Origin of the sequence: Dyella choica (assembly GCF_003977665.1) — a bacterium.
GTDB lineage: Bacteria > Pseudomonadota > Gammaproteobacteria > Xanthomonadales > Rhodanobacteraceae > Dyella_B > Dyella_B choica.
Window position 1 is genome coordinate 134,170 of sequence record NZ_RYYV01000006.1, and the last position, 22,113, is coordinate 156,282.

General features: G+C 62.7%; 26 protein-coding genes and 1 tRNA gene. 21 read left to right on the forward strand and 6 right to left on the reverse strand.

Annotated elements, in window-relative coordinates:
• Nucleotides 1-60: 60 nt before the first annotated feature.
• The 5 genes from EKH80_RS09850 to EKH80_RS09870 form a co-directional block, all read right to left on the reverse strand.
• Nucleotides 61-489 (reverse strand): bactofilin family protein, encoded by a 429-nt coding sequence (locus tag EKH80_RS09850; protein WP_126684580.1) that lies wholly within the window; start codon nucleotides 487-489, stop codon nucleotides 61-63.
• On the reverse strand, nucleotides 476-1,237 hold the full coding sequence (locus EKH80_RS09855) for a DUF6776 family protein (protein ID WP_126684581.1): 762 nt from the start codon (nucleotides 1,235-1,237) through the stop codon (nucleotides 476-478). Before EKH80_RS09855 ends, EKH80_RS09850 begins: the two co-directional genes overlap by 14 nt.
• A gap of 213 nt (nucleotides 1,238-1,450) precedes the next feature.
• A complete protein-coding gene (gene bfr / locus EKH80_RS09860) occupies nucleotides 1,451-1,921 on the reverse strand; it encodes a bacterioferritin (RefSeq protein WP_126684582.1) in 471 nt (156 codons plus the stop codon).
• A 135-nt stretch (nucleotides 1,922-2,056) separates the two neighbouring features.
• Complete coding sequence (locus tag EKH80_RS09865) at nucleotides 2,057-2,266, reverse strand: (2Fe-2S)-binding protein (RefSeq protein WP_126684753.1); 210 nt, start codon at nucleotides 2,264-2,266, stop codon at nucleotides 2,057-2,059.
• 58 nt (nucleotides 2,267-2,324) lie between these two features.
• The gene (locus tag EKH80_RS09870) at nucleotides 2,325-2,876 is read right to left on the reverse strand and encodes an RNA pyrophosphohydrolase (protein WP_126684583.1); all 552 of its coding nucleotides are present in this window, start codon (nucleotides 2,874-2,876) and stop codon (nucleotides 2,325-2,327) included.
• 184 nt (nucleotides 2,877-3,060) lie between these two features.
• On the opposite strand from EKH80_RS09870, the gene EKH80_RS09875 reads away from it, so the two are divergent.
• The 4 genes from EKH80_RS09875 to EKH80_RS09890 all read left to right on the forward strand — a co-directional run bounded on the left by EKH80_RS09875 (nucleotide 3,061) and on the right by EKH80_RS09890 (nucleotide 4,742).
• A tRNA-Met gene (locus EKH80_RS09875) sits at nucleotides 3,061-3,137 on the forward strand.
• Nucleotides 3,138-3,398: 261 nt separating this feature from the next.
• Nucleotides 3,399-3,779: a YfeK family protein gene (locus EKH80_RS09880; RefSeq protein ID WP_196240364.1), complete on the forward strand. Its 381-nt coding sequence runs from the start codon at nucleotides 3,399-3,401 to the stop codon at nucleotides 3,777-3,779.
• Between the two features lie 468 nt (nucleotides 3,780-4,247).
• Nucleotides 4,248-4,577, forward strand: a complete 330-nt coding sequence (locus EKH80_RS09885) for an N-acetylmuramoyl-L-alanine amidase (RefSeq protein WP_126684584.1) — start codon at nucleotides 4,248-4,250, stop codon at nucleotides 4,575-4,577.
• Between the two features lie 9 nt (nucleotides 4,578-4,586).
• On the forward strand, nucleotides 4,587-4,742 hold the full coding sequence (locus EKH80_RS09890; protein ID WP_126684585.1) for an N-acetylmuramoyl-L-alanine amidase: 156 nt from the start codon (nucleotides 4,587-4,589) through the stop codon (nucleotides 4,740-4,742).
• 21 nt (nucleotides 4,743-4,763) lie between these two features.
• Here the strand turns inward: EKH80_RS09890 and EKH80_RS23800 are convergent, their stop codons facing one another.
• The gene (locus tag EKH80_RS23800; RefSeq protein ID WP_158628802.1) at nucleotides 4,764-4,934 is read right to left on the reverse strand and encodes a hypothetical protein; all 171 of its coding nucleotides are present in this window, start codon (nucleotides 4,932-4,934) and stop codon (nucleotides 4,764-4,766) included.
• A 193-nt stretch (nucleotides 4,935-5,127) separates the two neighbouring features.
• On the opposite strand from EKH80_RS23800, the gene EKH80_RS09895 reads away from it, so the two are divergent.
• The 17 genes from EKH80_RS09895 to glmU all read left to right on the forward strand — a co-directional run bounded on the left by EKH80_RS09895 (nucleotide 5,128) and on the right by glmU (nucleotide 21,806).
• Nucleotides 5,128-5,754 carry an HAD family hydrolase gene (locus EKH80_RS09895; RefSeq protein ID WP_230473587.1) on the forward strand — a complete coding sequence of 209 codons (627 nt, stop codon included), beginning with the start codon at nucleotides 5,128-5,130 and terminating at the stop codon, nucleotides 5,752-5,754.
• A gap of 175 nt (nucleotides 5,755-5,929) precedes the next feature.
• Nucleotides 5,930-7,003, forward strand: coding sequence for a transaldolase (gene tal / locus EKH80_RS09900; protein WP_126684586.1), 1,074 nt, complete (start codon nucleotides 5,930-5,932; stop codon nucleotides 7,001-7,003).
• Nucleotides 7,000-9,315, forward strand: a complete 2,316-nt coding sequence (gene pgi / locus EKH80_RS09905; protein WP_126684587.1) for a glucose-6-phosphate isomerase — start codon at nucleotides 7,000-7,002, stop codon at nucleotides 9,313-9,315. Before tal ends, pgi begins: the two co-directional genes overlap by 4 nt.
• A complete protein-coding gene (gene gnd / locus EKH80_RS09910; protein WP_126684588.1) occupies nucleotides 9,312-10,358 on the forward strand; it encodes a phosphogluconate dehydrogenase (NAD(+)-dependent, decarboxylating) in 1,047 nt (348 codons plus the stop codon). The genes pgi and gnd overlap by 4 nt, the downstream gene beginning before the upstream one ends.
• Before the next feature lie 3 nt (nucleotides 10,359-10,361).
• Nucleotides 10,362-11,801: a glucose-6-phosphate dehydrogenase gene (gene zwf, locus EKH80_RS09915; protein ID WP_126684589.1), complete on the forward strand. Its 1,440-nt coding sequence runs from the start codon at nucleotides 10,362-10,364 to the stop codon at nucleotides 11,799-11,801.
• A 127-nt stretch (nucleotides 11,802-11,928) separates the two neighbouring features.
• Nucleotides 11,929-12,291 carry a 6-carboxytetrahydropterin synthase QueD gene (queD, locus tag EKH80_RS09920; protein ID WP_126684590.1) on the forward strand — a complete coding sequence of 121 codons (363 nt, stop codon included), beginning with the start codon at nucleotides 11,929-11,931 and terminating at the stop codon, nucleotides 12,289-12,291.
• A 155-nt stretch (nucleotides 12,292-12,446) separates the two neighbouring features.
• A complete protein-coding gene (locus EKH80_RS09925) occupies nucleotides 12,447-12,842 on the forward strand; it encodes a phasin family protein (RefSeq protein WP_126684591.1) in 396 nt (131 codons plus the stop codon).
• A gap of 218 nt (nucleotides 12,843-13,060) precedes the next feature.
• Nucleotides 13,061-13,426, forward strand: coding sequence for a hypothetical protein (locus tag EKH80_RS09930; protein ID WP_126684592.1), 366 nt, complete (start codon nucleotides 13,061-13,063; stop codon nucleotides 13,424-13,426).
• 3 nt (nucleotides 13,427-13,429) lie between these two features.
• Nucleotides 13,430-14,230, forward strand: coding sequence for a F0F1 ATP synthase subunit A (atpB, locus tag EKH80_RS09935; protein WP_126684593.1), 801 nt, complete (start codon nucleotides 13,430-13,432; stop codon nucleotides 14,228-14,230).
• Between the two features lie 50 nt (nucleotides 14,231-14,280).
• Nucleotides 14,281-14,562: a F0F1 ATP synthase subunit C gene (gene atpE / locus EKH80_RS09940; protein WP_126684594.1), complete on the forward strand. Its 282-nt coding sequence runs from the start codon at nucleotides 14,281-14,283 to the stop codon at nucleotides 14,560-14,562.
• An 87-nt stretch (nucleotides 14,563-14,649) separates the two neighbouring features.
• Entirely contained in the window at nucleotides 14,650-15,120 is a 471-nt protein-coding gene (locus tag EKH80_RS09945) for a F0F1 ATP synthase subunit B (RefSeq protein WP_126684595.1), read from the forward strand.
• A gap of 3 nt (nucleotides 15,121-15,123) precedes the next feature.
• Entirely contained in the window at nucleotides 15,124-15,660 is a 537-nt protein-coding gene (locus EKH80_RS09950) for a F0F1 ATP synthase subunit delta (RefSeq protein ID WP_126684596.1), read from the forward strand.
• A 23-nt stretch (nucleotides 15,661-15,683) separates the two neighbouring features.
• Entirely contained in the window at nucleotides 15,684-17,234 is a 1,551-nt protein-coding gene (gene atpA / locus EKH80_RS09955; protein ID WP_126684597.1) for a F0F1 ATP synthase subunit alpha, read from the forward strand.
• 90 nt (nucleotides 17,235-17,324) lie between these two features.
• Nucleotides 17,325-18,224 (forward strand): F0F1 ATP synthase subunit gamma, encoded by a 900-nt coding sequence (gene atpG / locus EKH80_RS09960; RefSeq protein WP_126684598.1) that lies wholly within the window; start codon nucleotides 17,325-17,327, stop codon nucleotides 18,222-18,224.
• A gap of 72 nt (nucleotides 18,225-18,296) precedes the next feature.
• Nucleotides 18,297-19,730 (forward strand): F0F1 ATP synthase subunit beta, encoded by a 1,434-nt coding sequence (gene atpD, locus EKH80_RS09965; RefSeq protein ID WP_126684599.1) that lies wholly within the window; start codon nucleotides 18,297-18,299, stop codon nucleotides 19,728-19,730.
• 89 nt (nucleotides 19,731-19,819) lie between these two features.
• Complete coding sequence (locus EKH80_RS09970; protein WP_126684600.1) at nucleotides 19,820-20,242, forward strand: F0F1 ATP synthase subunit epsilon; 423 nt, start codon at nucleotides 19,820-19,822, stop codon at nucleotides 20,240-20,242.
• Between the two features lie 193 nt (nucleotides 20,243-20,435).
• On the forward strand, nucleotides 20,436-21,806 hold the full coding sequence (gene glmU, locus EKH80_RS09975; protein WP_126684601.1) for a bifunctional UDP-N-acetylglucosamine diphosphorylase/glucosamine-1-phosphate N-acetyltransferase GlmU: 1,371 nt from the start codon (nucleotides 20,436-20,438) through the stop codon (nucleotides 21,804-21,806).
• Nucleotides 21,807-22,113 lie beyond the last annotated feature (307 nt).

Consider the following 22,113-nt stretch of genomic DNA (forward strand, 5'->3'; position numbering starts at 1 on the left):
TGCGCGGGCTCAAGCATATCAGCTCAAGCCCGTGATCCGGGGCTGCGTGCCGGCCCGGGTTCAGGCAGTTGCCGTCTCGGAGCGTACTTCCGGGGCGGGCAGTTCGCGATGCGTATGTTCCTCGCCCTGATGCGCGATGCGGCCGTTCACCTGCGCGCCCGCGGCCATCTCCAGCGAACTGTAGCGTACGTCGCCGACCACGCGGGCCTGGGTGGCCAGTTCCAGGCGTTCGCTGGCATAGATGTCGCCGGTCACCTGGCCGTTGATCATGGCATGCGGCACGCGCACCTCTCCCTGCACCTGGCCGTGCTCGCTCAACGTGAACACCGCGCTCGCTCCCTCGCCCAGCACGGCGCCCTCGATGCGGCCTTCCACATGCAGCGTGCCGGTGAAGCGGACGTCGCCGCGAATGATGGTGCCGTGCGAAATCAGGCTGGTTTCGGCATTCCGGGAGGATGAGGTCGGTTCGTTGCGCTTACGGCTGAGCATCGGTTTCCCCTTGGGAGATCGTGACAGGGCTGGAGAGGGCGTCGTTCCAGGCGACGGCGCGGCTGACTGGGTCGCCATTTTCGGGCCGGACGGTGACATGCAATCGGGTCGGGCGAAAATCGGCGGGCAGCGCGATGGTGGTGTGCAATTGCTGGAAGTAGCGAAAGCGAAACGGGATGCCGTTCTTTTCGGCGGCATCGCCCAGCGTGGACCAGTCCAGTTGCATGACCTTGTTGTTGCGCAGGCCTTCCACCGTGACGATGGCGGTGCCGTCGGTGTCGTCACCGCGCTTGACGTTCTGCGTGAGGCTGATGGTGAGGTTCCACGCCGGCGAATGCAGCACCGGTTGCAGAGATACTTCCTGCACCTTCAGTCCCTCTCGTTGCGCATCGCCGCCGACCAGGCGGGAGTAGAAGCCGAGATCGGCGCGCAGGCCGCTGATTTCTTCATCGCGCTGGGAAATGGTCTTGCGCAGCGCCTGGTTGGCGACATCGCCGACCTGTTGCGAGCGTTGCACGTTGGCGACCTGCTGCTTGAGCTGTTCATTTTCGGTGGTGAGCGTGCGCAGCGCCCGACGATCGGCCAGACTCGGTCCTACGCTTTTCCATGCGCCGCTCAGCAGCGTGGTGACGATCGCCACCACGACCAGGCTGGCGAACCAGGCCAGTCCCAGCCACAGCATCCGCCGACGCTGGCTGGCAGCATCGTGTGGACGTACCACGTAGCGGGGTGGTGGACGGGAAGCCATGCGGACCCTTCCGGCAAAATGATGGATATAGCCGGTTCGTGACGAGACCGTCAAGGAAACGCAAGGCGCTTTGTGCGGCAGATCGCTGAGCTCGCCGCAGGGCAATAGGTTCTTAACTTGGAAGACGCAGAAAGTCGTTGACGCAGAGCTTGCGAGGGGCGAACGCGCAAGCGCTTGCATGGGCGCGAGCGCGTTTGCTGACCATTTCTTGCACTAACTTTCCATCTTCGACTGCAGGTAGCGCTCCGCACCGATGTCCTTCACCAGGCTGAGCTGGGTTTCCAGCCAGTCGATGTGCTCTTCTTCGGCGGCCAGGATGCTGCGGAACAGATCACGGCTCACGTAGTCGGCGACGCCTTCGCTGTGCGCGATCGCTGCGCGCAAATCCACCACAGCCGCCAATTCCAGGTCGAGGTCGCATTGGATGCATTCAAGCGCGTTCTCGCCGATGCGCAGCTTGCCCAGGTGCTGGAGATTGGGCAGGCCCTCCAGGAACAGGATGCGCTCGATCAGCCGATCGGCGTGCTTCATCTCGTCGATCGATTCCTTGTACTCGTGCTCGGCCAGTTCCTGATAACCCCAGTTCTTGTACATGCGGTAATGCAGGAAGTACTGGTTGATCGCGGTCAGCTCGTTGTAGAGCACCTTGTTGAGGAACTCGATGACCTTGGCGTCACCTTTCATGATTGTTCTCCGTAACGGCATAGATACGGAACTATACGAGCTGGTTGCGAGCCCTGCCGCAATGAGAACGATTCACCATGCAAAACGCCATCGCTTGAGGCGATGGCGTGGATGGGATCTGCCGCCGATTCGAGCTCAGGCCGTGATGAAGAGAGGGATATCCAGGGCGACCTGCTTGATTGCCTGGTCCAGCGTGGCGCGGGCTTCCGTCTCGCAGCAGCCGCAGCAATCGGAGCAGCCGGTGCGCGCCTGCAGCTCGGCAAAGCTGCGCACACCATCGGCGGCCGCGCGGCGGATGTCATGGTCGGTAACGGCGTTGCACAGGCAGATGTACATGCCGCGCATTTCAACGCGAATGCGAATGATTGTCAACTAGACTTCGGCAAGCGACGCCGCTGCCGGTTCAGGCGGCCGCGCGCCGGCCCCGGCCGGGTCGGCCTTGCCCTTGCGACTGGGGCTGCGGGCCAAGCTGAATGCACAGCTCGGTTTCCACCAGGGGCGCGAAATGGCGCAAGGCACGGTGATAGACGTCGCGCTTGAAATTCACCACGTGGGCAGCCGGGTACCAGAAATCCACCCAGCGCCACAGGTCGAATTCCGGCTTGTCGCAGGCGTCCAGGCAAAGCGCATCTTCCCCGCTCACCAGTTTCAGCAGGAACCACACCTGCTTCTGGCCGATGCAGGTAGGGTGCTGGTGATGGCGGATATAGCGGCTGGGCAGCTTGTAGCGCAGCCAGCCACGGGTGCTGGCCAGCACCTCCACGTGTTGCGGCATCAGGCCGGTTTCTTCGGCCAGCTCGCGATACATGGCCTCCAGCGGGGTTTCATCGCTGCGCATGCCGCCCTGGGGAAACTGCCAGCCATCCCGATGGACGCGGCGCGCCCAGAATAGCCGGCCGTCTGCATTGAGCAGCACGATGCCAACATTCGGACGGTAGCCATCAGCGTCGATCATCCAACCTCCTCGGGGTGCATCGCCGCAGTCTGACAGACCTTCAGCATGCGCAACCCTGGATCGATTCAACCATAGCCTACGAAGCGGGAGCAAGCCGCCTACTTGAACCGCGCGGGCAGCCCGATTAAACTGCCGCGCCCCGCCTGAATAGATGCCAGTCCGGACCCCGGACGGCGCACCCCTTGGCTATGTAGCTCAGCCGGTTAGAGCACAGCACTCATAATGCTGGGGTCGGTGGTTCGAGTCCACCCATAGCCACCACTTCCTTCATCTCAGGCCGATCCAGCCACGTTCGAGAAGCCGCCGGATGCCGACGGCTTCGCATGAATGGTCGTCACATTCATGAATCGAGTCCCTGATCCTGGATGGCCTCGTTTTGCCTCGTTTTGCTGCTTGCGGTGTTCCCATGTTCCCGTTCCCCGCATCGGGAGCGCGGGTTTCTGAGGCATGTATGGGAACCCGTCGCGTCCCAGCGCGGTCAATGCGGCTCCTACTGAGCCTCAGAGAACAGGTGGACTCAATATGTCTATGCAACACCGATGGTTCGTCGCCGCGTTGGTGGTCGCCGCCAGCCTGCCTGCGATGAGCGCCTATGCAGCGCTGGGTATGACGGGGCGGCAGGAGGTGAATGCTCTGCTGGCTTTCGTCGGTAACAGCCACTGCACCTTCATTCGCAACGGTAGCTCCTACAGCGCCAAGGATGCACAGGCACACCTTCAGGACAAGCTCGACTATCTGTTGCGCCGGGACATGGTGAACACCGCCGAGCAGTTCATCGAGCGCGCCGGCAGCCAGAGCAGCATGAGTGGCAAGCCGTACAAGGTGAATTGCGATGGCAAGGAACAGCTGTCGGCGGATTGGCTGACCAACGAGCTGCAACGGCTGAGAAAGGCCAAGCTGTAGTAAACGGAAGGGACGGGAAAATCATCCCGCCGTGGACGCGAAGGCCGAAGCTTGGCGAAGGAGGGCAGGGAAGATTGGCGATGCCTGGTTCTCGTAGGCGCATGCGCGCGGACCTTACTGCTCGCGCAGTCATCAGGTCGAGTCGTGCTGCACGAAAGGGCGTTGCGCGCGCATTTGGCGGAAGAGCATGAAGGTCGGTGACGATCTGTCGTCATGATCCTACAAGTCGTCGAGCAAGTCGCTGATTTTCCTTTACTGCGTTTAGTTGCAATCTACGTCTGCCGGGTGACCTTCTCTGCGCATCCGGTGTTAGCTAACTAGAGTTCTCATTGACCCCTACAATGAAGCTCACGGCCCCCGCAAGGGGGCCTTTCTATTTGCACCTTATGAAGAGCGCAGCCGACTCGTCCGTCGCCAACCATCGCGGGTTGGCGACGCCAAGACGGATTGGGGACAAGGAAGAAGTCCATGGGGAAGCAGCCCAGCGAGACGGATAGCCAATTCCATCCCCCTGACTACGCGTCGCAGCAGGTCGACGCGGTGGCGGCCCTGACGCGAAATATCCTGAGCCGATATCCGGAGATTACGCCTACTCACGTCCTCGGACATTCGGACATTGCCTATGCGCGCAAATCGGATCCTGGTCCGCGCTTTCCATGGCACGAACTCTATTTGAAAGGAGTGAAAGGGAGTGGGCTCCTGGTACGAGGCCGCCACGATGCAGCGCTATCAAAAAATGAATTCGCCAGCAGCGGCTTGCCATCCACCGCGCAGTTACTCGCCGCGTTCCGGCGATAGCGCCATGCCATGCCCGGCCCTTCCGATGCAGACGCATTCAAGTTGCTGGTGCGCGCCTTCCAGATGCATTTTCGCTCTTCGGACTACAGCGGCAGCATGGACCTGGAAGCCGTGGCCATTCTTTATGCACTGAATGATCGCTACCATCGAACGCCGCGAACTTGATCCCGCTGCATTCGCGGATCATCAAGCCAGCTCTTGCGGGGCAACGCGATGCTTGTAAGCGACTTCGGTTTCCAGATACAGGCCGGACCACGGGTCCAGCACATACCCCTCGACCGGTTCGGTGGAGGCACGACGGGCTTCGTGGTCGTGATCCACGCGGCGGAGCGGCAGGTCGAACATCGTGGGAGGCATAAACGTTCCTCGATGGTGTGTCGCGGAAGTCCAGGCTAGCGGGCGGCTTGTTCGCATCCGGTTAAACGGTTCGACGATCGGAGCAAACACGATATTTATATTCGTTGCCGTGCATGGCGGCATGGCTATCGCCTTGGCATCGGAATCACCGCGCGTCAACCTTCGCACTCCAATCTATCCGCATACGCATGGCATGATCGCAGTTCCTCCGCTATTAAAAACGCGCATGAATCTTGCCCTGTTCGATTTCGACGGCACGATCACCCATAAGGAAACCTTCGCGCCCTTTCTGCGATTTGCTATCCCGCGCCGTAGACACGTGCTGGGGAGCGCTCTCTTTCCCCCGTGGGTCATCGGCTACCGGCTCGGGCTGGTCTCGGGCATCCGCATCCGCTCAAAATTGGTGGCGTTCGGCTTCCGCGGTTTGCGCGCGGAGAGCATCGCTCACGCAGGCCGGCGTTTCTCCGAAGAGGTGCTGCCGCAGATCGTGCGCCCTTCGGCGCTGGAACGAATCCAGTGGCACCAGGCGCAAGGCGACAAGGTCGTGGTCGTCTCCGGTGCGTTGGATATTTACCTTAAGCCGTGGTGCAAGCGGCATGGCGTTGAGCTGCTGTGCTCAAGCCTGCATGCCGAAAACGGTGTGCTCAGTGGCCGTTACCAAGGCCTGCAGTGTGTCAAGGAGGAAAAATGCCGGCGCGTACGCGAGCTGTGTGATCCGGCGAGCTTTCCCTTGGTGTATGCCTACGGCGATACCAAGGAAGATCTCGACATGCTCTCCATGGCGCAGCGAAAGTTCTATCGTTGGCAGGAAGTGAACTAGCTTAAGGTCGCTGCGGCCGGGTTCCGGGCACGTGATGTTCAGGCGTATAGTCGCAACGGTCATCAGACCGCGACCCCCGCCTTGCTACCCTGCCGGCCGACATGCCGGCACGCCTGCCAGGTCTTGCCGTTGCGGCCCGATCGAATACTCGCCTCAATCAGCTAGGAGTACTGCAATGGATCAACCGACCCGCACGCTCCATGGGCTCGGACAGAGTCTGTGGTTGGACAACATCACCCGCGGCATCCTGGGTGACGGCACCTTGCTCGGCTATCGCGAGCTTAAGCATGTGACCGGCCTCACGTCCAATCCGACCATCTTTGCCCAGGCGATCAAGGCCGGCAAAGATTACGACGCTTCCATTCGCGGAGCCGGGCAAACGGATCCGGAAACGGTGTTCTTCGGCCTGGCCATCGACGATCTGCGTCGCGCAGCGGCCATTTTCGAGCCGGTGTATCAGCATACGCACGGCGTGGACGGCTGGGTTTCGCTGGAAGTGTCGCCGCTACTGGCGGACGATACGCAAGGCACGATCGAGCAGGCGGTGGCGCTGCACAATCAGGCCGCCGTGCATAACCTGTTCATCAAGGTGCCCGGCACGCCGGCCGGCATTCCCGCGATCGAGGAGCTGATCTTCCGCGGCGTCCCGATCAATGTCACGCTGCTGTTCTCGCCCGAGCAATACCAGGCCGCCGCCGAGGCATGGTTGCGTGGCCTGGAACGCCGCCATGCGGCCGGGCTGGAACTGGACGTGGCTTCGGTCGCCTCGGTGTTCATCAGCCGCTGGGACGTGAAGGTGGCGGACAAAGTGCCGGCCGAGTTGCGCAACAAGCTGGGCTTCGCCGTGTGTGGGCAGATCTACGCCAGGTACCGCGCGCTGATCGATTCGCCGCGCGTGCAGCGGCTGCAGAATGCGGGCGCGCGCGTGCAGCGCCTGCTATGGGCAAGTACGGGGACCAAAGACCCGAACGCCAGCGACGTGATGTACATCGAAAACCTGATCGCGCCGCTCACCGTCAACACCATGCCGGAAAAGACCTTGCTCGCGTTCGCCGAGCACGGCAAGGCCGAGCGCCTGATGCCGCTGGATGATCCGGGTCTTTCAGGCACGCTGGCGCAGTTCGAGGCGCACGGCATCCAGGTGGAGCCGCTGGCCGGCGTGCTGCAGCAGGAAGGCGCCGATGCCTTCGTGAAGTCCTGGCGCGAGCTGATCGATACCGTGAGCGAGCGCATGGGAGCCGTTGCATGAGTGCCTTGCGCGAAAAGGTGGCATGGCAAAATCTGCAAGCACAAGCGCAAGCACTGGCAACCCAACATTTACGTGATCTGTTCGCTGCCGATCCGGGTCGCGCCGAACGTTATCGGGTCGAGGCGGCCGGCTGGCGGCTCGACTACGCCCGCCATCGCATGACCGACCAAACGCTGGAGCAGCTGTTCGCCCTGGCGCGCGAGTGCGGGTTGGAAGCGCGTCGCGACGCGATGTTCGCCGGCGAGAAGGTCAACACCACCGAGCAACGTGCCGCCTTGCATATTGCCTTGCGTACGCCTCCGCGTAGAGTGATCAAGGTCGACGGCGCCAACGTGGTGCCCGAGGTGCATGCGGTGCTCAAGCGCATGCGCCAATTTGCCGGCGCCATTCGCGAGGGCAGCTGGCTAGGCTTCAGCGGGCGGCCGATCCGCAACATCGTCAATATCGGCATCGGCGGTTCCGACCTGGGGCCGGTCATGGCGTACGAAGCGTTGCGTCACTACACCGACCGCAAGCTGACGATGCGTTTTGTGTCTAACGTCGACTACACCGATTTCGCCGAGGCCGTGCACGACCTGCGCCCGGACGAAACGCTGTTCATCGTCGCCTCCAAGACTTTCACCACGCTGGAGACCATGACCAACGCGCACAGCGCGCGGGACTGGCTGATGCAGGCGGCGGGCGGTGACAAAGGCGCAGTGGCGAAGCATTTCGTCGCTCTGTCCACCAACGCGAAGGCGGTTACGGAGTTCGGCATTTCCACCGAGCAGATGTACGGCTTCTGGGATTGGGTGGGCGGGCGCTATTCGATGGATTCGTCGATCGGCCTGTCCAGCATGATCGCGATCGGCCCGGATGCGTTCGCCGACCTGCTCGCCGGCTTCCACGTGATGGACGAACACTTTCGCACCGCGCCGCTGGAACGCAACCTGCCGGCGATCATGGGCTTGCTGGGCGTGTGGTACACCGACTTCTTCGGCGCGGAAACGCAGGCGGTGCTGCCGTACGAGCAGTATCTGAAGCGTTTCCCGGCCTATCTGCAGCAGCTCACGATGGAGTCGAACGGCAAGCACGTTACCATCGACGGTGCACAGGTCGACTACGCCACCGGTCCGGTGTATTGGGGCGAGCCGGGCACCAATGGGCAGCATTCGTTCTACCAGCTCATCCACCAGGGCACGCGGCTGATTCCCTGCGATTTCGTCGGTTTCGGGCAATCGCTCAATCCGTCCGGGCGCCATCACGATCTGCTGCTGGCCAACATGATCGCGCAGGCCGAAGCGCTGGCCATGGGCAAGACGCTGGAGCAGGTGTTGGCCGAAGGCATCGATGCGAGCCTCGCGCCGCACCGCGTGTTCGAAGGCAATCGTCCTTCCAGCCTGTTGCTGGCGGATCGCCTGACGCCGCACGCCCTGGGGGCTTTGATCGCGCTGTACGAGCACATCGTGTTCACGCAGGCGGCGATCTGGGACATCAATCCGTTCGACCAGTGGGGCGTGGAACTGGGCAAGCAGCTGGCACTGCGCGTGGTGGACGAAATCGAATCGCCGCGCAAGCCGCTCAATCACGACAGCGCCACCAACGCGGCGATCGCCTGGTATCGCAAGGCCCGCCGCAAAACGGAAGCGGGCGCCGGTGCAGCGGTGGCGCAGGTGCAGCCGAAGGTGCTGGTGATCGATGTCGGCGGCAGCCACGTCAAGGCGATGATCAGCGGCAACAAGCGCGAGGTGGCGATCAAGTCCAGCCGCAAGCTGACGCCGGAAGACATGATCAAGCAGTTGCGTCCGGCCATGCGTGGCTGGAAGTACGAAGCGGTGAGCATCGGCTACCCCGGTCCAGTGCTGCATGAACGCATTGCGCGCGAGCCGTACAACCTCGGCAAGGGCTGGGTCGGTTTCGATTTTGCAAAGGCCTTCGGTTGTCCGGTGAAGCTGATCAACGATGCGGCGATGCAGGCGCTCGGCAGCTATGCGGGCGGACGCATGCTGTTCCTCGGCCTGGGCACGGGCCTGGGCTCGGCGTTCATCGTCGACAGCATCGTCGAGCCGATGGAACTGGCGCATCTGCCGTATCGCAAGGGAACGTTCGAAGACTACGTCGGCGCGCGCGGCCTGAAGGAGCATGGCAAGAAGAAATGGCAGGCGCACGTGTTCGACGTGATCGGCCAGCTGCAGGCGGCGCTGGAGCCGGATTACGTCGTGCTGGGCGGCGGCAATGTGCGCCACCTCGAAGAGCTGCCGGACAACGTGCGGCGTGGCGACAACCTTAACGCCTTTGCGGGCGGCTTCCGTTTATGGGGGAACAGAACATGAGTGCCGGGAAAGCACGGAACCTGCAACTGGGTTTCATCGGATTGGGCCGCATGGGCCTGAACATGGTGCGCCGCATGCTCGAAGCGGGCATCGAATGCGTGGTGTTCGATACTCACGTCGAGGCGCGGCGCGAAGCGGCAGGTTTCGGCGCGACCGCGGCGGAATCGATCCAGGACCTGGTCGCCAGGCTCGACGGCGCGCGCGCGGTGTGGCTGATGTTGCCAACGGCGGTGGTGGATGTAGTGCTCGATCAGCTCGTGCCGCTGCTCAATGCCGGCGATACGGTCATCGACGGCGGCAATTCGCACTACGTGGAAGACCTGCGTCGCGCGGAAGCCTTGAGCAAGCATCAGCTGATGTACGTGGACGTCGGCGTGAGTGGTGGCGTGTGGGGACGCGAGCGCGGCTACTGCCAGATGATCGGCGGGCCCGAGTCCGCCTTCAAGCGCCTGGAGCCGGCGTTTGCGGCACTGGCACCGGGCGTGGATGCCGCGCCGCGCAGCGAAAGCCGGAGCGGCGATCCGTCGCCGGCCGAAAAGGGCTATCTGTATTGCGGTCCGAGTGGGGCAGGGCACTTCGTGAAGATGGTCCACAACGGCATCGAGTACGGCCTGATGGCTGCGTATGCGGAAGGACTCAATGTGCTCAAGGGCGCCAATGCCGGCAAACAGAAGCGCACTGCAGACGCCGAGACCGCGCCGCTGGAACGTCCGGAGCTGTACCAGTACGACTTTCCGATCGCCGACATCACCGAGCTGTGGCGTCGCGGCAGCGTGGTTGGTTCGTGGCTGCTCGATCTCACGGCGGCGGAAATGGCGCGTGATCCGGGGCTCAACAGTTACACCGGCCGCGTTTCCGATTCCGGCGAAGGTCGCTGGACCGCGCAAGCCGCCATCGACGAGGGTGTGCCGGTGCCGGTGCTGACCGCCGCGCTGTTCGGCCGTTTCACTTCGCAAGGCAATGACCTTTACGCCAACAAGGTGATGTCGGCGATGCGCCATGCGTTTGGCGGGCACCAAGAAAAAACCGGCGACAAGAGCTGAGCCATGGCCACCACTACGCTGGTGATCCTGGGCGCAAGCGGAGATCTGACCCAGCGGTTGCTGATGCCGGCGCTGTTTCGCCTGCATGCGCTGGGTCTGACGCGCGAATTGCGCATCGTGGGCTACGCGATGGAATCGTGGAGCCGCGAGCGCTTCGAGCGGCATATCCACAAAGCGCTGCAATCCTTTGCGCCGGACTACACGCCGGCGCACTGGAACCGCTTCCGCCGCCAACTCGATTACGTGGGCGGCGAGCTGCATCCCGAACACCTGTCGGCGCTGAAGGATAAATTGAGCCCCGGCACACTGTTTTATCTCGCGCTGCCGCCGCCGTTGTTCGGCACGGCGGCCGCGGCGCTAGGTCAGGCCGGATTCGCCAAGGCGCCGAGGGGCGGCTGGCGCCGGCTGATCGTGGAAAAGCCGTTCGGCACCGACCTGGCTTCCGCGCAGGCCCTGCGCCAGGCCATGCACACGCACTGGGAGGAAGAGCAGATCCTGCGCATCGATCACTTCCTCGGCAAGGAAACCACGCAGAACCTGATGGTGTTCCGCTTCGCCAATCGCTTCATCGAGCCGATCTGGAACGCGCAGCACATCGCCCAGGTGCAGATCACCTATGCCGAAACGCTCGGCGTCGAAAAGCGCGCGGCGTACTACGACAAGGCCGGCGCGTTGCGCGACATGCTGCAGAACCACTTGATGCAGCTGTTCAGCCTTACCGCGATGGCGCCGCTGGCGGAATGGGATCCGGAGGTCTTGCGCAACCACAAGGTGGAAGTGCTCCGCTCGACGCTGCCGATCACGCCGGCCAACGTGGATACGCATGCGGTGCGAGGGCAGTACCGGGCCGGCCGGATCGGGCGCAAGCAGCTTCCCGGCTATCGCAGCGAACCCGGCATCGCGCGGGGTTCCCGTACCGAAACGTTTGCAGCGCTGCGCCTGGAGATCGACAACTGGCGCTGGCGTGGCGTGCCGTTCTACCTGCGTAGCGGCAAGCGGCTGGCGACCAATTATTCGGAAATCGCCGTGCAATTCCGCGAAGTGCCTGGGGCCTTGCCCAAGGCGGTGCATGCGGGCAACAACTGGATGATCTTCCGCATCCGGCCGACCGAGCAGATGGATCTGCTGGTGACGGCGAAGCGGCCGGGCCTTGAGCTGGCCGGCCGGCCGGTGGTGCTCACCGCGCCTTACGCCAGCTCGGACGACCGCGAATTTTCCGCGTACGAGCAGTTGCTGACCGATGCGATCAGTGGCGACCGCACGCACTTCCTGCGTTTCGACGAAGTGGAATGGGCATGGAAACTGTTGATGCCGGTGCTCGATGCTTGGCAAGAGGGTGCGCCGGATTTCTACGCGGCCGGTTCCGAAGGGCCGGCTAGCCAGCAGCGTCTGCTCGATCCGGGGCATAGCTGGCGGTCGATTGCGCGCAACGGCGAGATCTAGTCGGGCAGGCTGGGATGGCGATCGTAGGCTGGGATGTCAATCCCAGCATCGCGCAGGTGACATGCATGGCAATGCTGGGATTGGCATCCCAGCCTACGGGCGTGCCGCAGACGAGTAAAATGGCGCCATGCATATCTTCAAAGTTTTCCAGATCGAAGCCGCCCATCGCCTGCCGAACGTGCCCGAGGGGCATAAGTGTGCGCGCCTGCACGGGCATTCCTTCCGCGTTGAAATCCATCTGCATGGTGAACCCGATCCCAAGCTCGGCTGGGTGATGGATTTCGCCGACGTCAAGGCGGCCTTTGCCCCGCTCTACGACCAGCTCGACCACCGTTACCTGAACGACATCGAGGGCCTGGAGAATCCGACCAGCGAAAGGCTGGCGCGCTGGATCTGGACGCGCCTGGAGCCCAGCCTGCCGGGACTGGACAAAGTGGTGGTGCACGAAACCTGTACTTCGGGCGCCAGCTGCTCCCGCAACAGTTTTTGACGCGGTGCAAAATTCACAAATCCATAACTAAACAGTTGCCGTAGTTGAAATTTTTGTGACAGTCACATTTTTTAACAAGAATCATATTGCAGCGCACAAAAAGCTCTGTTAGGCTTTGTTCCACTATCCCATTCCCGCCGCGAGGGAACCAAGTCATGACTCAGCAACTGAACACCCAGGTTTTCGCTTACGCCAAGCAGCTGGCCGAGAATGCGTTCAAGGCCCACGCCCTGACCATCAAGGGCCTGGAGCAGGTAGCCGAGCTGCAGCTCGCCGCGCTGGAAAAGCAGACCCAGGCGACGGCTGATTTCATTGCCCAGGCGGTGGAAGTGCGTGACATCGACGCTCTGCGTGGCCTGTGGGAAAAGGGCGCCTCGCTGACCCGCGAGCAGGCTGAAGGCGCGGTTTCCGTCACCAAGGAAGTGGTCGCCGTGGCCCAGAAGACCGCCGAGTCGCTCAATGCGCTGCTGCAGGAACAGCAGAAGGCCGCCAACGAGGCCGTGGCCGCTCCGGTCGCTGCCATCAAGAAGGCCGCCGCCGCTGCCAAGTAATTCAAGCTCTTTCGCCTATCGCAACTCCCCTTGCGATAGGCCCTTGGGCCGGATGTAAGCATCCGGCCTTTTTCTTGTCCGAAAATCCCCCCGAGACGGCGTGTCGCACGGGATGCGGCTTGCTGGCGCAAAAGCCTCGCTGATATACTTTTTTAGATAGGTTCGTGACCCGTGGCGGGTTTGATACCCTGCTACACGCTACACCGCGGGAATCTCACGTGCTCAACAGTCTTGCTTCCGGTCGACGTCTTGCTTTGCGATTGTTGCTCTGGCAACTATCCGCGGCAATCATCGTGGGTCTCGCTTTCGCGGCGCTAGGGCGTCGCGAGGCGATAGCGGCAGCGGCTGGGGCGGCGATCGCGGCGGCAGGTACTGCGCTGCTGTCGGTGAGGGCATTCAGCCAGGTGGGCGGCGCCGGTATGGCGCTGGGACGTCTGCTGACGGGCATGATCCTGAAATGGATGATGATCATCGGGGGGATGATCATGATCATGTTTCAATGGAAATTGCCGCCGCTGGCTGCCATTACGGGGCTGGCGGCAGCGTACGCGGTTAATCTGCTGGCATTCAGATTTAAGGGTTGAGAGATGGCAAGCGAGCCGCAGGGCGGTCTTACCGAATACATCCAGCACCATTTGACGCACCTGAACTTCCGGGTCAGTCCAAGTGGTTTTTGGTCATTCCATCTCGATTCCGTGTCGGTATCACTGGCGCTGGGCGTCATCTTCTGCCTGTGGTTCTGGTCCAAGGCGCGCAAGGCCACCTCCGGCGTGCCGAGCAAGGGGCAGGCGTTCGTCGAAATCGTGCTCGAGTTCGTGGACGGCCAGGTCAAGGACGTGTTCCACGGCGACCGCCGCTTCCTGGGTCCGCTGGCTCTGACCGTTTTCGTCTGGGTGTTCCTGATGAACGCCATGGACTTGCTGCCGGTGGATCTGCTGCCGGTGATCACGGAAAAGTTCGGTGTCGGCCATTTCCGCTCCGTGCCGACCGCGGACGTCAACATGACGTTTGCGATGTCCCTCACGGTGCTGATCCTGGTGATCTTCTACAGCTTCAAGGCCAAGGGTTTCGGCGGCTACATGCACGAACTGTTTACGGCGCCGTTCGGCAAATGGTTCGCGCCTTTCAACTTCGCGCTGAACCTGGTCGAGCTGGCGTCCAAGCCGGTCAGCCTGGCCATGCGACTGTTCGGCAATATGTATGCAGGTGAGTTGGTGTTCATGCTCATCGCCGGCTTGTTCAGCGCTGGCAGCTGGTTGCTCTACGGCATGGGCATCATCGGCTACACCGTCTGGGCCATCTTTCATATCCTGATCATTTCGATCCAGGCCTTCATCTTCATGGTGCTCACCATCGTGTACATCTCGATGGCTCACGATCATCATTGATTTTGTTCACTTGTTAGAACTACTGCTTTCTTTTTCTTGAGGAGATCATCGTGGAACTAGTTGCTCACATTGCTCAGGTCCAGGGCTTCACCGCTATCGCTCTCGGCTTGATCATCGGTTTCGGCGCGCTGGGCGCTTGTATCGGCATCGGCATCATGGGCTCGAAGTTCCTCGAAGCCGCTGCTCGCCAGCCTGAGCTGGTCCCGCTGCTGCAGGGCCGCATGTTCCTGTTGGCCGGTCTGATCGACGCGGCGTTCCTGATCGGCGTGGCGCTGGCCATGTACTTCGCGGTGGCGAACCCGCTGCTGTCGAAGCTGGTTGCTGGCGGCTAATCCACCGGCGGCGCTTCGGCGCCGCCAACCCGACACGGGCGCCAGGCGCCCGTGTCCGCAATAATCCGACGTACAGGTAACGCAGCGATGGACTTCAATGCCACTCTAATTGGCGAAATGATTGCCTTCGCCTTTTTGATCTTGTTCTGTGTGCGATTCGTGTGGCCGCATCTGACCAAGGCCATCGAGGAGCGGCAGCTGAAGATCGCCGAAGGCCTCAATGCCGCCGAGCGCGCGCATGCCGAATTGCGTGAGGCCGATAACAAGGCCGCCGCCGAGGTGAAGCAGGCTCGCCAGCAGGCGACCGAGATCATCGACCGTGCGCAGCAGCAGGCCAACCAGATTCTGGACAAGGCGCGCGCCGATGCCGTGGCGGAGATCAACCGCCTGAAAGCGGCCGCGCAGGACGACATCGCCTCGATGGCGCAGCGTGCACGCGAAGAGCTGCGCGAGCGCGTTGGTTCGCTGGCGGTGCAGGGCGCTTCGAAGATCGTGCAGCGTGAAATCGACGCGGCGGCGCACAAGGCGCTGCTCGACCAGCTCGCCACCGAGATCTGATCGATGGCGGCCCAGTCGATTACCCTCGCCCGTCCCTACGCCCGCGCCGCCTTCGAGCTGTCGCGGGCCGAGGGCACGCTTTCTTCCTGGTCGCAGGCGCTGGCTTTCGCCGCTGAAGTGGCGAAGGACGCACGTGTGGCCGCGCTAAGCAATGATCCGCGCGTACAGCCGCAGCAACTCGTGGCGTTGCATCTGCCCAATGGCTCGCAGGCGGATGGCGCCTTCGGCAAGTTCCTGGCGGAGCTGGCGGAAAAGCGCCGCATGCCGCTGCTGCCGGAAGTGGCCGCGCTGTACGAAACCTACAAGCGTGAATCCGAGTCGCAGCTGCTGGTGAAAGTGACCAGCGCGATGGCCCTGGATGTCGCGCAGACCGAGCAGCTCAAGGCATCGCTCAAGCGCCGCTTCAAGCGCGAGATCGAACTGGAAACCCAGGTCGATGCTTCGCTGCTGGGCGGCGTGGTGATCGACACCGGCAGCGAAGTGATCGACGGCTCCGCCCGCGGTAGGTTGCAGCGCCTGGCTTCGGCACTCACGAATTAAGCATACACATTCAGGATCTGACCATGTCCAGCACCACTCTCAATCCGTCCGAGATCAGCGAACTGATCAAGAACCGCATCGAGCAGTTCAAGCTCGGCGCGGAAGCCCGCAACGAGGGCACGATCATCAGCGTGTCCGACGGCATCGTGCGCATCCACGGCCTGGCCGACGTGATGCAGGGCGAAATGATCGAACTGCCGGGCAACGCGTTTGCGCTGGCGCTGAACCTCGAGCGCGACTCCGTCGGCGCCGTGGTGCTGGGTGAATACCAGCACCTGCGTGAAGGCGACACCGCCAAGACCACTGGCCGCATCCTCGAAGTGCCGGTCGGCCCGGAAATGCTCGGCCGCGTGGTCGACTCGCTCGGCAACCCGATCGACGGCAAGGGTCCGATCAGCGCCAAGCTCAGCTCGCCGATCGAGAAAGTGGCGCCGGGCGTGGTGTGGCGTAAGTCGGTCGACCAGCCGGTGCAGACCGGCTACAAGTCGGTCGACTCGATGATCCCGATCGGCCGCGGCCAGCGCGAGCTGATCATCGGCGACCGCCAGACCGGCAAGACCGCGCTGGCCATCGACGCGATCATCAACCAGAAAGATTCCGGCATTAAGTGCGTTTACGTCGCGATCGGCCAGAAGCGCTCGTCGATCGCCAACGTGGTGCGCAAGCTGGAAGAGAACGGCGCGTTGGCCAACACCATCGTCGTGGTCGCTTCGGCTTCCGAATCCGCCGCGCTGCAGTACATCGCACCGTACGCCGGTTGCGCGATGGGCGAATACTTCCGTGACCGCGGCGAAGACGCCCTGATCATTTACGACGACCTGTCCAAGCAGGCCGTGGCCTACCGCCAGATCTCGCTGCTGCTGAAGCGTCCTCCGGGTCGCGAAGCGTATCCGGGCGACGTGTTCTACCTGCACTCGCGTCTGCTCGAGCGCGCCGCGCGCGTGTCCGAGGAGTACGTAGAGAAGTTCACCAACGGCGAAGTGAAGGGCAAGACCGGTTCGCTGACCGCACTTCCGATCATCGAAACGCAGGCTGGCGACGTGTCCGCCTTCGTGCCGACCAACGTGATCTCGATCACCGACGGCCAGATCTTCCTGGAAACGGACCTCTTCAACGCCGGTATCCGTCCGGCCGTGAACGCCGGTATCTCGGTGTCGCGCGTGGGTGGCTCGGCGCAGACCAAGATCGTCAAGAAGCTCTCCGGCGGCGTGAAGCTGGCCCTGGCGCAGTACCGTGAGCTAGCTGCCTTCGCGCAGTTCGCTTCGGACCTCGACCCGGCCACCCGCGCCCAGCTCGACCGCGGCCAGCGCGTCACCGAACTGATGAAACAGAAGCAGTACGCCCCGCTCTCCATCGCCGAGCTGGCCCTGTCCGTGTATGCCGCCGAAAAGGGCTACCTGGACGAGCTGCCGGTCGGCAAGGTGCTGGCGTTCGAGAAGGGCCTGCACGCCTTCTTCCACCAGAACCACGGCGAACTGATGAAGAAGATCGTCGCCAGCGGTGACTGGAACAACGACATCGAGGGGACCTTCAAGTCCGGTCTCGACGAGTTCAAGAAGACCGGCAGCTGGTAAGCAATGCAAGGGTGTGCAGTCGTCCGTGCTGGATGACTGCACCGCAGGTCGGTCAACCGACCGAATAGGACCCAACAGGTTGAGGCAAACGTGGCAAGCGGACGCGAAATTAAAACCAAGATCAAGAGCACGCAGAACATGCGCAAGGTGACGCGCGCGCTCGAAATGGTCTCGGCCTCCAAGATTCGCAAAGCGCAGGACCTGATGAAGGCCTCGCGTCCCTATGCGCGCGCCATGCGCAAGGTGATTGCGCATGTGGCGCAGGCGAGCACCGAGTTCAAGCATCCGTTCCTGGTCGAGCGTGCGGAAGTCGCCCGTGTGGCGTATGTAGTCGTGACCACCGACCGTGGTCTTTGCGGCGGCCTCAACTCCAACCTGTTCCGTCGCCTGCTGCCTGCCATTCGCGAATGGCAGGACAAGGGCGTGCAGGTCGACGTGGTGGCGATCGGCCAGAAGGCGGTGCAGTTCTTCCGCCGCCTCAAGGGCGTGAACCTGATCGGCAGCACGACCCATCTGGGCGAGCGTCCGAAGCTGGAGCAGTTGATCGGCGTGATCAAGGTCGTGCTGGATGCGTACACGGAAGGCAAGCTGGATCGCGTCTACCTGGCCTACAACGACTTCGTCAACACCATGACCCAGAAGCCGACGATGGATGCGCTGCTGCCGCTGCCGGCGGTCGCCGCCGAACTGGAAGCGCAGAACATCGCGGGCGTCACGCTGGAACAGTCGCATGACTGGGACTACATCTACGAACCCGACGCGGCTGCCGTGCTCGAGCATGTGCTGGGCCGCTACATCGAGTGCGTGGTGTACCAGGGAGTGCTGGAAAACCTCGCCAGCGAACATGCCGCGCGCATGGTGGCGATGAAGTCCGCGTCCGACAACGCCAGCAAGGTCATCGCCGAGCTGACGCTGAGCTACAACAAGGCGCGCCAGGCCGCGATCACGCAGGAAATTTCCGAGATCGTCGGCGGCGCCGCGGCGGTTTGATTTGAATCATGCATGGCGACGCTTGGCGGCGCCTCGAACGAATACTTTAAAGATCTATCCGGAGCACATTCCATGAGCCAGGGCAAAGTTGTACAGATCATCGGCGCGGTCATCGACGTCGAGTTCGCACGCGATCAGGTGCCGCAGGTGTATGACGCACTGAAGATCGACGGCACGCAGATCACGCTGGAAGTCCAGCAGGTGCTCGGCGACGGCGTGGTGCGTACGATCGCCCTCGGTTCCACCGACGGCCTGAAGCGCGGCCTGGTTGCCCGCAACACCGGCGCAGGCATCAAGGTGCCGGTCGGCAAGGCCACCCTCGGCCGCATCATGGACGTGCTCGGCAGCCCGATCGACGAAGTCGGTCCGATCAACGCCGAAGCGCATTGGGAAATCCACCGCGAAGCCCCGTCCTATGACGAGCAGGCGCTGGCCAACGAGCTGCTGGAAACCGGCATCAAGGTGATCGACCTGGTGTGCCCGTTCGCCAAGGGCGGCAAGGTCGGCCTGTTCGGCGGCGCCGGCGTGGGCAAGACGGTGAACATGCTCGAACTGATCAACAACATCGCCACCCAGCACTCGGGTCTGTCGGTGTTCGCCGGCGTGGGTGAGCGCACCCGCGAAGGCAACGACTTCTATCACGAGATGCAGGACGCCGGCGTGGTGAAGCTGGACAACCTGCCGGAATCGAAAGTGGCGATGGTGTACGGCCAGATGAACGAGCCGCCGGGCAACCGTCTGCGCGTCGCGCTGACCGGCCTGACCATGGCCGAATACTTCCGCGACGAGAAGGACGAGCACGGCAAGGGCCGCGACGTGCTGTTCTTCGTGGACAACATCTACCGCTACACCTTGGCCGGCACCGAAGTTTCCGCGCTGCTCGGCCGTATGCCGTCGGCGGTGGGCTACCAGCCGACCCTGGCCGAGGAAATGGGTGTTCTGCAGGAGCGCATCACCTCCACCAAGACCGGTTCGATCACCTCGATCCAGGCCGTGTACGTGCCGGCGGACGACCTGACCGACCCGTCGCCGGCGACCACCTTCGCGCACTTGGACTCCACCGTCACGCTGAGCCGCCAGATCGCTTCGCTGGGCATCTACCCGGCGGTGGATCCGCTGGACTCCACCAGCCGCCAGCTGGATCCGAACGTGGTCGGCGCCGAACACTACGAAGTGGCCCGCAAGGTGCAGGGCACCCTGCAGCGCTACAAGGAACTGAAGGACATCATCGCGATTCTCGGCATGGACGAACTGTCCGAGGAAGACAAGCAGGTGGTGTACCGCGCGCGCAAGTGCGAGCGTTTCTTCTCGCAGCCGTTCCACGTGGCCGAAGTGTTCACCGGTGCGCCCGGCAAGTACGTGACGCTGAAGGAAACCATCCGCGGCTTCAAGATGATCGTGGAAGGCGAGGTGGACCATATCCCCGAGCAGGCGTTCTACATGGTCGGCGGCATCGACGAGGCCATCAAGAAGGCCGAGGACATGGGCGCCAAGAAGGCTGCCTGATCCAGGCCCTCGCAGGAGCTCGCCAGGGCGGGTTCCTGCCAAGCCGATAAATCCTTTCCGCCTGGTCCGCCGGGCGAAGCGAGACAGTTATGAGCACTATTCGTTGCGATATCGTCAGTGCCGAAGCCGAGATCTTTCATGGCGACGCGGTGATGGTGGTCGCCACCGGCGAGCTGGGCGAGCTGGGCATCACGCCCCGCCATGCCCCGCTGATCACCCGCCTCAAGCCCGGCCACATCGACGTGGTGCTGGAAGGTGGCGAGCGCCAGCAGTTCTATGTCTCCGGCGGCATCCTTGAAGTGCAGCCGCAGGTGGTCACCGTGCTGGCCGACACCGCCGCACGTGCCGCTGACCTGGACGAAGCCGCCGCCAAGCGCGCCAAGCAGGAAGCCGAGGATGCCCTGGCCAACCGCACCGGCACGATCGACGTGGCCGAGGCGCAGGCCAAGCTCACCCAGGCGCTGGCCCAGCTGCAGGCGCTGGAACGCCTGCGCAAGAACCTCAAGCACTGAACGCGTTGACATTCAGCATGACGCCGGCCCAGTGCCGGCGTTTTTGTTTGCACGCTGCTTTGATGCCTGCCCGTCGAGCAGGCTCCGCGTCGGCGTATTGGTTTGCGCACCGCTTTGACACTCGGGCGCCTCAAAGTGCATGCGCGTCAGCAGGTATTCTTAGTGCCCATCGTCATCCAGGCAGCGACCCCTTATGAGCCAGCCCTCCCTGCATGTCATCGTCCTCGCCGCCGGCGAAGGCAAGCGCATGAAGTCGAAGAAAGCCAAGGTGCTGATGCCGTTGGCGGGGCGCCCGCTGCTGGCGCACGTTTTTGAAACGGCACGCGCCTTACGTCCCGCGGCCATTCATGTGGTTTACGGTTTCCATGGTGATCAGGTGCTAGCTGCGTTCGATGGCCAGCCGGATCTGCAGTGGACCTTGCAGGCCGAACAGCTCGGCACCGGCCATGCGGTTGGGCAGGCCTTGGCCAAAGTGCCGGACGATGCGCGTGTACTCGTGCTCTACGGCGATGTACCGCTTACGCGTGTTGAAACTTTGCAACGTCTCGTACAAACCGAAAGCGCCTTGTCGATGTTGGCTACGCGCGTGGCCGATCCCCATGGGTATGGTCGTGTACTGTGCGATGACCTTGGTTTTGTCCAGGAGGTGATCGAGGAAAAAGACGCCGATAAGGCGCAGCGGGCTATCGACCTGATCAATACCGGCATTGTCTGCGCCGAGGTTGCCCTGCTCAGGCCATGGATCGGCAAGCTCGGCCGCAACAATGCCCAAGGCGAGTACTACCTCACCGACATCTTCCGCATGGCCGCCGAGGAACATCGCGCGGCACAGTGCATCGAGTGCAAGGACGCGGTGGAGGCCGCCGGAGCCAACAACCCGTGGCAGCTCTCCGAATTGGAGGATGCCTACAGGCTGCGCGCCGTGCAGGCGTTGATGGCGGAGGGTGTGCGCGTGGCCGATCCCCGGCGCGTGGATGTACGTGGCAGCGTCAGCGCGGCGCGCGATGTGGAAATCGACATCGACGTGATATTGGAAGGCAACGTGCAACTGGGCGAAGACGTGCGCATCGGACCCTTTTCGCGCCTCAAGGATGTGCAGCTCGCTGCCGGCACCATCGTGCATGCGCATTGCGATATCGAAGGCGTCGTTACACATGGACCTTGCCTGATCGGCCCCTTTGCGCGCCTGCGCCCCGGCACCGAGCTGGCGGCGGGCGTGCATATCGGCAATTTCGTGGAGGCGAAGAAGGCGCGCCTCGGCGAGGGCAGCAAGGCCAATCACCTCACCTATCTCGGTGATACGGTGATCGGACGCCACGTCAATGTCGGCGCGGGCACCATCACCTGCAACTACGACGGCGTGAACAAGTTCGTCACTACGATCGAGGATGGTGCGTTCATCGGTTCCAACAGCGCGCTCGTTGCGCCGGTGACGGTCGGCGCGCAGGCCACTATCGGCGCCGGCTCGGTGATCACCAAGGACGCGCCTGCCGGCGAACTCACTGTGGCGCGTGGGCGTCAGACGACGTTGTCCGGATGGAAGCGCCCCGAAAAGCAGAAGTAGACGGTGTGACGCCATGGCAATTGAGCGTCCGTGCCTATTCCGAATGGTTGTCCCAGCGGAAGCCGGCAACCGGGGTCTTTAGGCGTTTGGGGCGGCACCAAGCCCCGACTTTCCGCGCTTCTTTTCAAAGCCGGACACGTCCATATGCTTTTCCCATGTGCGCCGCGACGGCGGATCCTTCAGCACTTTTCTGCGCGCACCTGATTAGCGTCGAGTCTCAGCTGCACGATAGGCGGACCCCTCCCCTGCATGCGGAGAGGGCTAGGGTAGGGTTGCACGAGCTTGCTGCAGAGTTTGAGCTTACCGC